General features: G+C 61.2%; 13 protein-coding genes and 2 pseudogenes. 12 read left to right on the top strand and 3 right to left on the bottom strand.

The genetic code is table 11. The features are described from left to right. Positions 1 to 7 precede the first annotated feature (7 nt). From PYR71_RS19960 to ftsH, 4 genes and pseudogenes are all read left to right on the top strand, one after another. Complete coding sequence (locus PYR71_RS19960; protein ID WP_275620590.1) at positions 8 to 352, top strand: DNA-directed RNA polymerase subunit omega; 345 nt, start codon at positions 8 to 10, stop codon at positions 350 to 352. A 3-nt stretch (positions 353 to 355) separates the two neighbouring features. Beyond that, entirely contained in the window at positions 356 to 721 is a 366-nt protein-coding gene (locus tag PYR71_RS19965; RefSeq protein ID WP_275620670.1) for an SPW repeat protein, read from the top strand. Positions 722 to 808: 87 nt separating this feature from the next. Continuing rightward, complete coding sequence (locus tag PYR71_RS19970) at positions 809 to 2194, top strand: DegQ family serine endoprotease (protein ID WP_275620591.1); 1386 nt, start codon at positions 809 to 811, stop codon at positions 2192 to 2194. A gap of 13 nt (positions 2195 to 2207) precedes the next feature. After that, positions 2208 to 4039 (top strand): annotated as a pseudogene (gene ftsH / locus PYR71_RS19975) (ATP-dependent zinc metalloprotease FtsH). A 973-nt stretch (positions 4040 to 5012) separates the two neighbouring features. Here the strand turns inward: ftsH and PYR71_RS19985 are convergent. From PYR71_RS19985 to msrB, 3 genes and pseudogenes are all read right to left on the bottom strand, one after another. Then, the gene (locus PYR71_RS19985; protein WP_275620671.1) at positions 5013 to 5312 is read right to left on the bottom strand and encodes a DUF982 domain-containing protein; all 300 of its coding nucleotides are present in this window, start codon (positions 5310 to 5312) and stop codon (positions 5013 to 5015) included. Positions 5313 to 5702: 390 nt separating this feature from the next. Beyond that, positions 5703 to 6232: pseudogene (locus PYR71_RS19990) on the bottom strand (GNAT family N-acetyltransferase). 53 nt (positions 6233 to 6285) lie between these two features. Continuing rightward, positions 6286 to 6699: a peptide-methionine (R)-S-oxide reductase MsrB gene (gene msrB / locus PYR71_RS19995; protein WP_183915366.1), complete on the bottom strand. Its 414-nt coding sequence runs from the start codon at positions 6697 to 6699 to the stop codon at positions 6286 to 6288. Between the two features lie 186 nt (positions 6700 to 6885). On the opposite strand from msrB, the gene PYR71_RS20000 reads away from it, so the two are divergent. From PYR71_RS20000 to mnhG, 8 genes are all read left to right on the top strand, one after another. Further along, positions 6886 to 7101 carry a hypothetical protein gene (locus PYR71_RS20000; RefSeq protein WP_183915364.1) on the top strand — a complete coding sequence of 72 codons (216 nt, stop codon included), beginning with the start codon at positions 6886 to 6888 and terminating at the stop codon, positions 7099 to 7101. A 127-nt stretch (positions 7102 to 7228) separates the two neighbouring features. Further along, positions 7229 to 9595: a putative monovalent cation/H+ antiporter subunit A gene (locus tag PYR71_RS20005; protein WP_275620593.1), complete on the top strand. Its 2367-nt coding sequence runs from the start codon at positions 7229 to 7231 to the stop codon at positions 9593 to 9595. Positions 9596 to 9599: 4 nt separating this feature from the next. Next, positions 9600 to 10040: a Na+/H+ antiporter subunit B gene (locus tag PYR71_RS20010; RefSeq protein WP_275620594.1), complete on the top strand. Its 441-nt coding sequence runs from the start codon at positions 9600 to 9602 to the stop codon at positions 10038 to 10040. Next, positions 10040 to 10417: a Na+/H+ antiporter subunit C gene (locus tag PYR71_RS20015; protein ID WP_275620595.1), complete on the top strand. Its 378-nt coding sequence runs from the start codon at positions 10040 to 10042 to the stop codon at positions 10415 to 10417. The genes PYR71_RS20010 and PYR71_RS20015 overlap by 1 nt, the downstream gene beginning before the upstream one ends. Before the next feature lie 264 nt (positions 10418 to 10681). Continuing rightward, the gene (locus tag PYR71_RS20020) at positions 10682 to 12235 is read left to right on the top strand and encodes a Na+/H+ antiporter subunit D (RefSeq protein WP_275620596.1); all 1554 of its coding nucleotides are present in this window, start codon (positions 10682 to 10684) and stop codon (positions 12233 to 12235) included. Further along, the gene (locus tag PYR71_RS20025; protein ID WP_183915355.1) at positions 12232 to 12705 is read left to right on the top strand and encodes a Na+/H+ antiporter subunit E; all 474 of its coding nucleotides are present in this window, start codon (positions 12232 to 12234) and stop codon (positions 12703 to 12705) included. The genes PYR71_RS20020 and PYR71_RS20025 overlap by 4 nt, the downstream gene beginning before the upstream one ends. After that, entirely contained in the window at positions 12702 to 13055 is a 354-nt protein-coding gene (locus PYR71_RS20030; RefSeq protein WP_183915353.1) for a cation:proton antiporter, read from the top strand. The genes PYR71_RS20025 and PYR71_RS20030 overlap by 4 nt, the downstream gene beginning before the upstream one ends. Then, positions 13052 to 13384, top strand: coding sequence for a monovalent cation/H(+) antiporter subunit G (gene mnhG / locus PYR71_RS20035; protein WP_183915351.1), 333 nt, complete (start codon positions 13052 to 13054; stop codon positions 13382 to 13384). The genes PYR71_RS20030 and mnhG overlap by 4 nt, the downstream gene beginning before the upstream one ends. The last annotated feature ends 331 nt before the right edge of the window (positions 13385 to 13715 follow it).

A 13715-nucleotide genomic window follows, 5' to 3' on the forward strand; every position in this document is an offset into this window, starting at 1 on the left:
TACAGCCATGGATCCCCTGATTGTATTCGACTGCAAGAGAGTTCTGGCGAACAGGTTCGCACTGGCGGTGGCAGCGGCGGCGCGCAGCCGTTCACTCAATCGAGGAGCGGAGCCGAGGTTTGAAATGCCGCGCGCTACCGCGAGCGTAATCGCACTAAACGAGATCGCACAGAGCAGCTTTCTGCCGGGTGAACTCGCCTTGTTTCTGATCGAACCAGCAGAGGCAAAGCGCATCCTCCGCGCGAACCCTCAATCCAGCTTCGCGGCGGTGGCAGGCATGCCGCGGCCGCACCCGCCTCCGATCCGCCGGAGGCGGTTCACTGATGATGCCAACCAAGGAAAGGAGGAATGAATGATGCTGAAGTCTACGTCGAGCGAAAACCGGATGGCTTTCGATATCGTCAATATCGTCGCCGGCCTGGCGCTTTTCCTCGCACCCTGGCTGCTCGGTTTCACGGGTGAAACCTACGCCGCCTGGAACGCCTGGATCGTCGGTGCGGCCATCGTCTTGATCGCCGCCGCAGCCCTCTACGCCTTTTATGAGACAGAGGAGTGGCTCAATCTTGTGCTCGGCATATGGGCGGTGGTCGCACCATGGGCGCTTGGCTTTACAGCCGTCACCGCAGCCATGTGGGTGCATGTGGTGGCCGGCATCGTCGTCGCGGTACTTGCCGCCGGCAGCATCTGGTTTAGCCATAACCATCCGCTGTCGACCGCTTAACCCAACCGAAAGCGGGTCGGGGAACCCCCGGCCCGCTTCTTTGTTAAACAGCCCGTTGAATGGTGAAACCATTTCAAGGAGCAAACCATGTCAGATCTCGCCCCGAGGATCCGCGGGACTGTAACCTCAATTGCTTTTGCCCTTGGCGCCATTTTGATAACGGTCACGCCGGCCACCCCGGAGACAGCGGGATCATCGGCAGCTTCTTCCTCCCGCTTGCCGACGCTGGCTCCCATGCTTGAACAAGTCACACCGGCCGTGGTCAATATAGCAGTCGTCTCAAAGACAACGACTCAAGGCAACCCTCTTTATAACGATCCGAGTTTCCGCCCCTTCTTCGATCTGCCGGAGCAGCAGGAGAGGGCCAGGATGAGTGCCGGTTCCGGAGTGATCGTCGACGCCTCGAAAGGATATGTACTCACCAACCATCATGTCGTCGATGGCGGGGCTGAAATTTCCGTCACGCTGAAGGAGGGACGCCGGTTGCCCGCAAAACTCATCGGCAGTGATAAGGATACCGACATCGCGTTGCTCCAGATCGACGCAAAAAACCTCACGGCGATCCAGATCGGAGATTCCGATGCGCTAAAGGTTGGGGACTATGTCGTCGCCATCGGCAACCCATTTGGGCTCGGCCAGACGGTGACTTCCGGCATCGTCAGCGCACTTGGACGTAGCGGTTTGAACATCGAGGGCTATGAGGATTTCATCCAGACCGACGCCTCGATCAATCCGGGCAATTCCGGCGGCGCGCTGGTGACGCTCGACGGCAAGCTGGTCGGGGTCAATACGGCGATCCTCAGCCCCGCCGGCGCGAACGTCGGTATCGGTTTTGCGGTTCCCAGCAGCATGGCCGCAACGGTGATGAACCAGCTGATCGCCCATGGCAAGGTCGAGCGCGGTAGACTCGGCATCGGCATCCAGGATCTTACGCCGGACTTGGCTGAAGCTCTCAGACTCGGCGACCTGCGAGGCGCGCTTATCGCGAATATCGAACCGGGTTCCGCGGCCGAACGCGCCGGACTGAAGACCGGAGACGTCGTGACTGCAATCGACGGGCGTCCCATCCATGGCTCGACCGACCTTAGGAACCGCATCGGGCTCACGCCCGCGGGCAGCAAGGTCAGTCTGACGGTGAAGCGTGGCGATGACGAGCAGGTGATCGCCGTCACGATCGCGGCCGAGGACAAGGTCGTGGCAGACGTCTCCGGAACGCTGCTCGAAGGCGCCAAAATGAGAGATGCATCCGAGGCTGGATCTCAGTTTGGCGGCTTCGGCGTGGTGATCGAGAGCGTGGCGTCTGGCAGCGCGGCCGCTCGCGCCGGCCTTCGACCTGGCGATATAATCGTCGCGGTGAACAGGATTCCGGTTGCCTCCGTCGCCGACCTACGACGGGCCGTTGCCAAGAATCCAGCCATCGTGGCGCTTGAATTGATCCGCGATGGCGGCCACTTGCTGTTGGTCATCCGGTGACGGGAGCGGCGGCATGGAGATGAACAAGAAAACGCAATTCAACATCTGGTATTGGATCGCCGCCTTCTTCATCCTGATGGCGATCCAGTATTTCTTTGCAACGGCGACGCAGGTGGCGCGCATTCCATACAGCCAGTTCGAAGCGGACCTGCGTGACGGCAAAATCGCCGAAGTTGCCGTCTCTGACAGATTTATCCAGGGGCGTTACAAGCAGCCGCAGAACGACAATGCATATTTCGTGACGACCCGTGTGGAGCCGGATCTCGCTCAGCAGCTTCAACAACACGGCGTGATCGTAGCCGGCCAGATCGAAAGCACCTTTTTGCGTGATCTCCTGTCCTGGCTCATCCCGGTGGCTCTCTTCGCCAGCGTCTGGATGTTCATGCTGAGGCGCATGGGCGGCGGGATCGGCGGCGGCCTTATGCAGATTGGCAAGAGCAAAGCGAGGATCTACGTCCAATCCGACACCGGCGTGACCTTCAATGACGTAGCCGGCGTCGATGAGGCAAAGGAAGAACTCAAGGAAATCGTCGATTTCCTCAAGGACCCGGCAGCTTACGGCAGGCTTGGCGGCCGCATGCCGAAGGGTGTTTTGCTGGTCGGCCCACCCGGCACCGGCAAGACCCTGCTGGCGAAAGCGGTCGCCGGTGAGGCTGGCGTACCCTTCTTTTCGATCTCCGGCTCTGAATTCGTCGAAATGTTCGTGGGCGTCGGTGCCGCTCGCGTCCGCGATCTTTTCGAACAGGCGCGTGCCAAGGCGCCGGCCATCATCTTCATCGATGAACTTGATGCCCTGGGGCGTGCTCGCGGGATTGGCCCGATGGCGGGAGGACATGATGAGAAGGAGCAGACGCTGAACCAGCTTCTGGTGGAGCTCGATGGCTTCGATTCTTCTACCGGTCTCGTGCTGCTCGCGGCGACCAACCGGCCGGAAATCCTCGATCCCGCCCTCCTTCGGGCGGGGCGCTTCGATCGCCAGGTATTGGTGGACCGCCCCGACAAGGCGGGCCGTATCCAGATCCTCAAGGTGCATCTGACGAAGACGAAGCTGGAACCGGAAGTCGAAGTAGAGAAGATCGCCGCGCTGACACCGGGCTTCACGGGCGCCGATCTCGCCAATCTTGTCAACGAGGCGACGCTATTGGCCACCCGGCGCAAGGCAGATGCGGTTGCCATGGAAGATTTCAACAACGCGGTTGAGCGCATCATAGCCGGCCTCGAAAAGCGAAACCGGCTGCTCAATCCGAAAGAGCGCGAAATCGTCGCTCATCACGAGATGGGACATGCGCTCGTTGCCATGGCGCTGCCAGGCGTCGATCAAGTCCACAAGGTTTCCATCATTCCGCGCGGCATCGGCGCGCTCGGCTACACGATCCAACGCCCCACCGAGGATTTCTCATGACCCGCGAGGAGCTCGAGAATAAGATGGCGGTCCTGCTTGGCGGCCGCGCGGCGGAGTGGATCATCTATGGTCATCTTTCAACCGGCGCCGCGGACGATCTGGTCAAGGTGACCGACATCGCTCGCGCGATGGTCACTCGCTATGGCATGACCGAAAAGCTTGGCCATGTGGCGTTGGAGAAGGACCGACGCTCCTTACTCTCCACCGACCAGCCTTTCTACGGCCCACAGGAACACGAATATTCCGACGAGACCGCAGCAACGATTGACGAAGAGATCCGCAGAATTGTCGATGAGGCTTTCGATAGAACGGTCGGATTGCTTGAAGCGCGAAAGAAGACACTGGAGCGGGCGGCGCGGCTTCTTCTCGAAAAAGAGACTTTCAGCGAGACCGACTTGAAGTCGCTTCTGGTTCCGGCCGAACCTGCTGATCAGCTCGCTTGAATGACAAACGGATCTGTTTTGGTATTGTGTTTCCGTCGTGGACCTTCGACTTGCCCATCCTTGTTGATCACCACCGTTTTCAGTGAGGTAAAAATGAGCTCGAAGGTGTTTGAGCTAACGCAGGTCTAGCCTCAGAGATAAGTATAAACCATTGCAGCACTGCGGGTACGTACGCTTTTATCACGCACGACAGATCAAGCGGCCGCTCAACGCACAGGAGAATTGGATGCATGGGGTGATAGCAACAGAGCGCTGAGCGGCCTTGTCTTCAATACCAAAGAACAAGAGACAGTTTTACTTTTATTATCCGCGTCAGAGCTTTTGTCTTAAACCGCACACTTTCGAAAGCAACCGCCTGAGCCTTGGTGCAGAGAGGAAACTATACTTCAAAAATAATATGAATTGCAAAATAACGTGTGTTGTCATAGATCTATCACAAGGCGATCCGATGTTGTTGCCCTAGAAAACACCCCCCTTGCTATTCCCCGACACGCGGAGCGTCACTCGCGCGTCGGGGTCTCTTAGGCTCACCGGCCTGATGTGCAGGAAATAATCCTCGCGTCGGGTTTTAAGGTTTGCCCACGCCATAGTGGGTCGCCAATCGTGGAAGGCCTGGTGTGATCAAATAAAAAGAGGCGGACCGCCCGAAACGGAGTCGGACGGGTCGCGGGGCCTGCGCGCCCCGCAAGTTGCATTGGTCATCATTCCCGGCTTCTCGGCCGTGACGGCAGCCATGTGGGCGCATGCGATTGGCGGCATTGTGGTCGCTGTCCTCGCCGAAGGCAGCATCTGCGCATTTGTCCAGTGTGAACAGGCTCGGGTGCCCGAGCCCGTTCTTTTTTGCCCGGTCCCTGGGGGCGACATTCAGAGTAACTCGTCCCGCTCGTGATGTTAACGCGCTGCCGTCCCGCTGGGTGTAGTGTTTCTACACCGCGGGCCAATCGGCCAGCTGGGAACTCATGCCCCGAAGGTTTCAACGAACGTGCGGTTCCTTGTTCCGCTGCGAAAGCGACGTCATCGAGGCTGCGCTCTCCGGCGCCAGCAAATCGTGTTTCTCAGCAAACGCGACGAACGGACCACGGGCGGTTTCCACCTCGATTTCGCCGCGGAGTGCGGCAGTGCAGGCCTTGAGGGCAATCGAATGGGCCGCATCTCTGAGTGTCGCCGGCCATTCGGCAAGATGCCGATACGCTTCCATGACTGTTCGGACTTCTGCTGGAAATCCAAGGCCGACAAAAATTGTGACAGGCTGTTTGAACACATCGGGTTTCATCATTCGCTCCTTCCCTACCGCGATGTTGAACGAGCAATCTGTGCCAAGCGGCCTCCAAGCTGCGATCAGCGATGAGGCGGCGGCCTCTTAGGCGGTGCTCGGCTGGCGGTAGATTAATTGGTCGTTGCAGGCTTTCAATTCAATAGGAATGAAGGGAAAATTGGCGGATTTTCCAACCAGAAGCGCGCACCGAGGTCGTATCTGAAGCGACATCGCGTCGATCCTTGCGCAAGGTCGTGCAATGACATCGGCTGCAAACGTCGCGGTCGAGTTGAACGATGCTCAACTGATGACGCACTTTCCTTTCTTGCCGGGCGAGCCAATTCTAGGGATCGGCGTCTCCTTGTCCCCCCGTTCGAACAGGCGCAGATCGGCCTTGTCTGCTACGCCCTACGCCTTCTCCGTAATATGGAGGTGGAATTCCACCTTGCCGTCATCGGGGCCAGCAGCTTTGAAGAATGTTTCCCGCCGCTGATGCACTCGCTCAGCGACCCGTTGCGAGCGGATGTGATCCGGCCTGACGATCGAGACGATGCGTTCCAGGTCCAGCGTATTGAGCGCTTGGTCGCGGCAGGCGCTCGCCGCCTCCGCTGCATAGCCCTTGCCCCAATAATCGCGCCGTAGATGATAGCCGAGCTCGGGCTCCAGCCCTCGGGACGTTTCCTGCAGCGTGATGCCGCAATCGCCGAGCAATGTGCCGTTCTGCCGGTCGGTCACCGCCCAGAGGCCGAAACCGTGGCTGCTATAGCTGTCGAAGGCGAGACGCTGAAACCAGCGCGCGGTTTGTCGTAGCTTTTTATCCCAGGGTAATAACGCATGCATTCGGCATCGCCGAAAATGCGGTGGAGATAGGGCAGATCGGCAGGCGTGATTTCCCGCAGGATCAGCCGGTCGGCATGAAGGATGATGTCGGGCGCCATCTGCCTCTCCTGCCTGCGGGATCGCATGCTCGCCGATTTCCGGAAGCGAGCGCCTATTTCCCCGGCTCGAACACCATGGCGTGGCCGTTGATGCAATAGCGCAGGCCGGTCGGTGGCGGGCCGTCGGGGAAGACGTGGCCGAGATGGGCGTCGCAGGTGCCGCAGCGGATTTCGGTGCGCACCATGCCGTAGGTCGTGTCGCGATGCTCGGTCACCGCATCGGGCGACACGGCTTCGAAATAGCTCGGCCAGCCGCAGCCGGCATCAAATTTCGTGTCGGAGCGGAAGAGCGGCGCGTTGCAGCCGACGCAGCGGTAAAGCCCGATTTCGAAGGAATCCCAGTAGGGGCCGGTGAAGGCGCGTTCCGTGCCGTGCTGGCGGGTGATGCGGTATTGCTCCGGCGTCAGCTGCTCTTTCCATTCGGCATCGGTTTTATTGATCTTGGCGGTGGTTGCAGTTTCGGACATGACGTGCTCCTTTCGGCGAGGGGCGTTCCGTTTGTGAGAAAATGTGGGGCGCCGGCCTTGCTTCATCAAGCCTCCGGCGCCGCGCCACTAGAATCGCGACATGCAGAAATTCAGGGAAGACGTTTCTTTTACATCTATTAAGGGTTTTCTGTTAGGGTTAATGTTACGTGCATTGAGGAAACATTCGTGTTTGAAGCGGCAATCGTCCTGCTCTACGGTCTCGTGGCCGCGGTCGCCATCGCGATCACGATGCTGGAAGGCTGGGCCAATCATGACGGCCTGACGTTCCATCGTCTCGCCGGGCTGATCGCTTGCCTGCTGTGGCCGCTGACGCTTCTGGCCTTCGTCCTGCACGGCTGCGCCGTCCGGCTGCTGACGCGTCTTTCCCGATCGATGGCCTGAGGGCTTGGAAAATTACAGCGCGCCTTTGCTGCGACCGAAATCGCTTGAGACGCCCTGCCGTTTCGCCTAAGTCAGAAGACGAGCCGATTTGAGATCGGATTTCCGTCTGGCTGGTAGAGGAGGAGACATGGCCGATGTCACGGCTCTGACATTTCTGGCCCTGTGTCTGCCGCTCGCCGGCGCTCTTGCCGCTCCCTTCGTCATCCGCATCCTCGGCGCAAATGGCGCCTGGCTGCTGGCGGCCGCTCCGCTGTTTGCCTTCCTGCATTTTCTGCGCCTGCTTCCGCAGGTCGCGCGCGGTCAGATCGTAACCGGCGGTTATGCCTGGGTGCCGAGCTACCAGCTCTCCTTTTCCTGGTTCCTCGACGGGCTGTCGCTGGCTTTCGCGCTGCTGATCACCGGCATCGGCACGCTGATCGTGCTCTATGCCGGCGCCTATCTCCGGGGACATAAGGATCAGGGCCGCTTCTTCTCTTTCATCTTTCTGTTCATGGGCGCGATGCTCGGCATCGTGGTGTCCGACAGCTTCCTGATGTTCTTCATCTTCTGGGAGCTGACGTCGATTACCTCCTTCCTGCTGATCGGCTTCGATCACGAGCGCGAGGCGGCCCGTCGCGCTGCCTTGCAGGCGCTTGTCGTCACCGGCGGAGGAGGGCTCTGCCTGCTTGCCGGCCTGCTCATACTCTGGAACATGTCGGGCGTCACGCAGATGTCGCAGCTGATCGGATTGGGCGATATGCTGCGCGAAAGCCCGTTCTATCTCGCGGCCCTCATTCTGGTGCTCGGCGGCGCCTTCACCAAGTCGGCGCAGTTTCCCTTTCATTTCTGGCTGCCGAACGCCATGGAGGCGCCGACGCCGGTTTCGGCCTACCTGCACTCGGCCACCATGGTGAAAGCCGGCGTCTATCTGCTGATGCGGCTCAATCCAGTCATGGGCGCAACGTCCGCTTGGGAAATCCTTCTGCCTTTCTTCGGCGGGCTGACGCTGGTGGTCGGCACCGCGCTCGCTATCCGCCAGACCGACCTGAAGCTCAAGCTCGCCTATACCACCGTCTCCTCGCTCGGCCTGCTCGTCATGCTGATCGGCTTCGGTTCCGACCATGCGGTGGAGGCGGCGGCGCTCTATCTGGTGGCGCATTCCCTGTTCAAGGGGGCGCTCTTCATGGTCGCCGGCATCATCGATCACGAAACCGGCACGCGTGACATCACCCGGCTCGGCGGCCTCAGGCGGGCGATGCCGCTGACATGGATCATCGCCCTTGCCGCGGCCTTTTCCATGGCCGGCCTGCCGCCCTTCTTCGGCTTTCTTGCCAAGGAGGAGATCTATACAGCGCTCGCCGGCGGCGACATCCGCGCCATCACCTTCACGGCGATCGCCGTCTTCGGCAACGCGCTGATGCTCGCCGTCGCCCTTGCCGTGGCGCTGAAACCCTTCCTCGGCCGGCCGGCGCAGATGCCGAAAGCCGTGCACGAGGCGCCCGTCCTGCTCTGGCTCGGCCCGGCCGTTCTCGCCATCCTCGGCCTGCTGTCGGCGGTTTTTGCGAGCTTCACCCATGTCGCTCTGTCCTCGCCGATCGCAGCCGCGATCCGCGGGACCCCGGTTGAGATTTCCATTTCGTTGGCGCCGCATATCGGCCTGCCCTTGGCCCTTTCGCTGCTGACCGTGCTGCTCGGCATCGGCGTCTACTGGCAGCTCGATCGGGCGCGTTTCTGGATGGCGGTTTTTCTGCGCGCGGCCGGGCGCGGGCCGGACCATGGTTTCGACCTTGCCATGGTGGGCCTTGTCCGTTTCGCCGGCCGCCTCATCCGCTTTGTCCAGCCGGGGCGGCTGGAGATCTATGTCGCCTGCACCTTCCTCTGCCTCGCCGCCATCCTCATCATTCCCCCGATCCTCTATGGCGAACTGCCGCACCTTCCCGCCTGGCCGACAGATGTCAGGCTGTATGAATGGGCGGTGTTTCTGATCGCCGCGTTCGGCCTTGCCGCCGTGCTCGTCGCCCGCGACCGGCTGACGGCGATCGTCTCGCTCGGCATCCAGGGCTTTGCCGTCGCCGTCATCTTTCTGCTGTTTGGTGCGCCGGACCTGTCCTTCACTCAGTTCATGGTCGAAACGCTTTCGGTGGTCATCCTCGCCCTCGTCATGACCAGGCTTCGGCTCTCTCCCGACGATCGGCGCTCGCCCGGCCGCAGGCTCCTGCACGCTGCGCTGGCGCTTGGCTGCGGTCTCGGTTTTTCACTTTTGCTGCTGCGAGCAACGCAGCTGCCGTTCAACGACGCGCTGACACTATTCTTCAACGCCTATTCCAAATCGATCGCCCACGGCGCCAACGTCGTCAACGTCATCATCGTCGATTTCCGCGGCACCGACACGCTCGGCGAAATCGCTGTCGTCGCGGTGACCGGCCTTGCCATCCTGGCGCTGATCCGCATCCGCGCCGGCAGCGAGCGTAAACTTGCCGTCAATGATCCGGATGCTGTCGGAGCGGGGGAGTGATCGCGTGAACACCTTGATCTTCCGCACCGTCGCCCCGTTCCTCACCGCGCTGATGCTGCTTTTTTCCGTCTTCGTGCTGCTGCGCGGCCATAACGAGCCGGGCGGCGGCTTCATCGGCGGGCTGATCGCCGCCTCGGGACTGGCGATCTACGGCATTGCCCGCGGCGTCGCCGCCGTTCGCCGCGCCCTGTTCTTCCATCCGCTGTCGATTGCCGGCTGCGGCCTGCTGCTGTCGACAGCGGCCGGTCTTCTCTCCATCCTCTTCGGCGTTCCCTTCATGACCGGCCTCTGGATCTACCCGAACGTTCTTGGCCTCGAGGTGCCGCTGTCCAGCGTCATGCTCTTCGACGTCGGCGTCTATCTCGTCGTGCTCGGCGCCATCACTTCGATCGCCGTAACGTTGGAAGAAAAGGAAGTGGCATTGGAAGAAAAGGAGATGGAGTGATGGAGCCGCTTCTTGCGATCCTCGTCGGCCTGTTTTTTTCCGCCGCCATCTATCTGATGCTGTCGAGATTTTCGATCCGCATCATGCTCGGCATCGCAATCCTCGGCAATGCGGTCAATCTGCTGCTCTTTACATCAGGCCGGCTGACACGTGAGGTGCCGCCGATCATCCCGGCGGGTCTCGACGCCTTGCCCGCCGGCACCGCCAACCCGCTGCCGCAAGCTCTCATCCTGACGGCGATCGTCATTTCTTTCTCCTTCCTCGCCTTCCTAATGGTGCTGACCTACCGCGCCTATCAGGATCTCGGCACCGACGATACCAGCGAAATGCGCGCCGCCGAGCCCGACGACCGGCCGCTGCCGCCATTGGGGTATTGAGGATGGAGGTGCGGAGCTTGGTCGAAGCGCTGTCGGCTGCTTCCCTCTTCTCCCCAGCGGGGAGAGGGTGCCCGTCAGGGCGGATGAGGGGGGTGAGGAGCAATAGCGACGAGCGTCCGAAGCGCAAGCGAAGGGCAGTATTTTCGGCACAACGAAGGATAGCCTATACCGTGCGGCCCCCCTCATCCGACCCTTCGGGCCACCTTCTCCCCGCTGGGGAGAAGAGGGAGCAAGCCTCGCCGCCCGGAAAGGAAAACTGATCGCATGGCCGCTCCCACCGCCACCATCGATCTCGCCGCCGCCCTGGTCACCGCCCCGGTACCCATCGGTCATTGGCTCGCCATCCTGCCGGTCGCCCATTGCATCACGCTCGGTGCTGTGCTGCTGATGGTGCGCGCCTATCCCCGGCTGCAGGCCTGCCTGGCCATCTCGGGCCTTGCGGGCCTGGCGCTGATGGATGCGGCGCTGCTTGCCAAGGTTACGGCTGAAGGGCCGCTGACCATGGTCATGGGGCGCTGGCTGCCGCCCTTCGGCATCGCTTTCACCGTCGATCTCTTCGGTGCGTTGATGGCCTTCGCCGCAGCCCTTGCGGGGCTCGCCGGCGGGATCTTTGCGCTGGCCGACATCGGCGAGAGCGGCCGCCGATACGGTTTCTTTCCGCTCCTCATGCTGCTGATGGCCGGTGTCACCGGCGCCTTTCTCACCGGCGACGTCTTCAATCTCTATGTGTGGTTCGAGGTGCTGCTGATCTCGTCCTTCGGGCTGATTATCCTCGGCTCGGAACGGCAGCAGATCGATGGCGCACTGAAATATGCGGTGCTCAATCTGATCGCCACGACCCTTTTCCTGGCCGGCGTCGGCATTCTCTATGCCGTCTTCGGCACGCTCAATATGGCCGATATCGCCGGGAAGGCGAGGGACATCGGCGGCACGGCGCCGCTGATGTCGCTGGCTAGCCTCTTCCTGCTTGCTTTCGCGATGAAGGCGGCTGCCTTCCCGGTCAATTTCTGGCTGCCTGCCGCCTATCATACGCCGCGCATCACCGTCTCGGCGCTGTTTGCCGGCCTGCTGACCAAGGTCGGCATCTACGCGCTGGTCAGGGTGATGGTCATGCTGCTGCCGGCCGAACGCGCCGAACTCAGCCTTGTGATCGCGCTCGCGGCGGCCGCGACCATCCTCGTCGGCGCGCTCGGCGCTCTGGCCGAAAACGACATCCGCAGGCTGATCGGCCATGTCGTCATATCTGGCATCGGCAACATGCTTGCCGGCATCGCGCTCGGCAATCCCGGCGGCATCGGCGGCGCGATCTTTTACGCGCTCCATTCCATGGTGCTGATGACGGCGCTTTATCTTGCCGCCGGCGAGATCGGCCGGCGCGGCGGCGGCTTTTGCCTGTCGGATCTCGGCGGGCTCTACCGGCAAAGCGGCGGCTTCACCTGGCTGTCGCTCGTGCTCTTCCTTGCCGCCTGTGGCCTACCGCCCTTTTCCGGCTTCTGGCCGAAGGTTATGCTCGTCAAGGCCGCGCTCGATAGCGGTACCTGGTGGCTGGCGGCGGCAATCCTCGCCGGCGGCTTCCTGACGATGATCGCCTTCGGCCGCCTCTTCCTCCTTGCCTATTGGCGCCCCGCGCCGATGGTGCTCGCGCCGTCGAAACCCTCCTGGCGCACCGGCCTGCCGCTCGCCGCGCTAACGGCGCTCACCATCGGCTTCGGCATCCTGCCGGAACGGCTGCTGGCGCTGTCGCAAGCGGCCGCCGCCGGCCTTGCCGATCCCCAGGCCTATCTCCATTCGGTCTTTCCGCAAGGAGCTCAGCGGTGATCGCTTTCGTCTTCAACCTGCTGCTCGCCATCGCCTGGGTCACTGTCACCGGCAGCGCCTCGCTGCATAATTTCGTCTTCGGCTTCCTGCTGGCCGCCCTGGCGCTGGCCGTCATCCGCGAACCTTTCGGCGGCAGGGGGTATCTGCGTCGCACCCGCCTGGTGCTGTCGCTCATGGCCCTCTTCGTCAAGGAACTGTCGCTATCGGCCTGGAAGGTCACGCTCACCGTTCTCTCGCCGGATATGAAACTGAAGCCAGGTATCTTCGCCTTTCCTCTGACGGTGACGAGCGATTTCGAGATCACCCTGCTCGCAAATCTCATCACGCTGACACCCGGTACGCTTTCCGTCGATGTCTCGTCGGATCGCCGCACGCTCTATGTCCACGCGCTCGATTGCTCCGATCCGGAGGCGACAAAACGCGGCATTGCCACTGGTTTCGAACGCAAGATCATGGAGGCCTGCCGGTGATCACGCCTGCCGCCATCGTCGCCGTCGCATCCGCGGCTGCCCTCGTCATCCTCGGCCTGGCGCTGCTTTTGACCGTCTGGCGCGTCGTTGCCGGTCCGACATTGCCGGATCGCATCCTCGCCCTCGACATGCTGACCGGCATCGCCATCGGTTTCATCGCGGTGATCGCGGTCAAAACAGGGTTTTCCCTCTATATCGATATCGCCATCTCGCTCGGCCTCGTCGGCTTTCTGGCAACTGTTGCCTTCGCCCGGTTCGTGCTGTCGCGCGGCAACATCCAATCGCCGTCGCCGGCATCCGCAGCCAAGGGCGGCGCAAAGTCGCGCCGGGCAAGGAGGAAGGGACGATGATGGCTTATCTCGTCGCAGTCGTCACCGCGCTGCTGCTGATTGCGGGCGCGCTCTTTGCCCTTGCGGCGGCCATCGGCCTGGTCCGGCTGCCCGATCTCTACACGCGCATGCACTCGGCCTCGAAGGCCGGCACCGTCGGCTCCGGCCTGCTGCTCTTTGCCGCCGGCCTTTATTCGCAGGACCCGGCGGTTATCGCCCGCGCCCTTGCCGGTTTCGTCTTCTTCCTGCTGACGGCGCCGGTTTCCGCCCATCTGCTGGCCAGGGCGGCCCATCATTCGGGACACGATCTCGGCGCCATCTCGGTATGCGATGATATGCGTGAACGCTGAGGGGTTGCGATTGCCATCTTAACCTGTTTTACGTCGACTTATGCACAGGAAGCTGTGAGTAAAGCTTGGCCTAAAGTCCTATAATTCTTCGTCGGCCATTTTTTCTCAAGAAAAACGACAAATAATAATTGGCCTTTCGGCCAAACGATGGTATTTGAAAATGTAAGTAGAATTCTGATTGTGAATTACAATCGTACTGCTTCCAAGTCCCTCAGTGTTGATTTTTCAATGTCTAAACTGAGGCCATCGCCTGGGGCCGGACGTAGTGGTTTTCAATCAGGCAGTATAAGAACAGGTCTCGAACTTCGGAATCTAGGGGTGGATTTCACGT

This window comes from Rhizobium mulingense (assembly GCF_029194105.1).
Classification (GTDB): Bacteria; Pseudomonadota; Alphaproteobacteria; order Rhizobiales; family Rhizobiaceae; genus Rhizobium; species Rhizobium mulingense.

Bases quoted from the DNA above. Each gene is read 5' to 3' on its own strand.
- PYR71_RS19965 (WP_275620670.1), top strand. From the start codon at position 356: ATGCTGAAGTCTACGTCGAGCGAAAACCGGATGGCTTTCGATATCGTC.
- PYR71_RS19985 (WP_275620671.1), bottom strand. From the start codon at position 5,312: ATGAAACCCGATGTGTTCAAACAGCCTGTCACAATTTTTGTCGGCCTT.
- mnhG (WP_183915351.1), top strand. From the start codon at position 13,052: ATGATGGCTTATCTCGTCGCAGTCGTCACCGCGCTGCTGCTGATTGCG.
- PYR71_RS20020 (WP_275620596.1), top strand. From the start codon at position 10,682: ATGGCCGCTCCCACCGCCACCATCGATCTCGCCGCCGCCCTGGTCACC.
- msrB (WP_183915366.1), bottom strand. From the start codon at position 6,699: ATGTCCGAAACTGCAACCACCGCCAAGATCAATAAAACCGATGCCGAA.
- PYR71_RS20005 (WP_275620593.1), top strand. From the start codon at position 7,229: ATGGCCGATGTCACGGCTCTGACATTTCTGGCCCTGTGTCTGCCGCTC.
- PYR71_RS19960 (WP_275620590.1), top strand. From the start codon at position 8: ATGGATCCCCTGATTGTATTCGACTGCAAGAGAGTTCTGGCGAACAGG.
- PYR71_RS19970 (WP_275620591.1), top strand. From the start codon at position 809: ATGTCAGATCTCGCCCCGAGGATCCGCGGGACTGTAACCTCAATTGCT.
- PYR71_RS20015 (WP_275620595.1), top strand. From the start codon at position 10,040: ATGGAGCCGCTTCTTGCGATCCTCGTCGGCCTGTTTTTTTCCGCCGCC.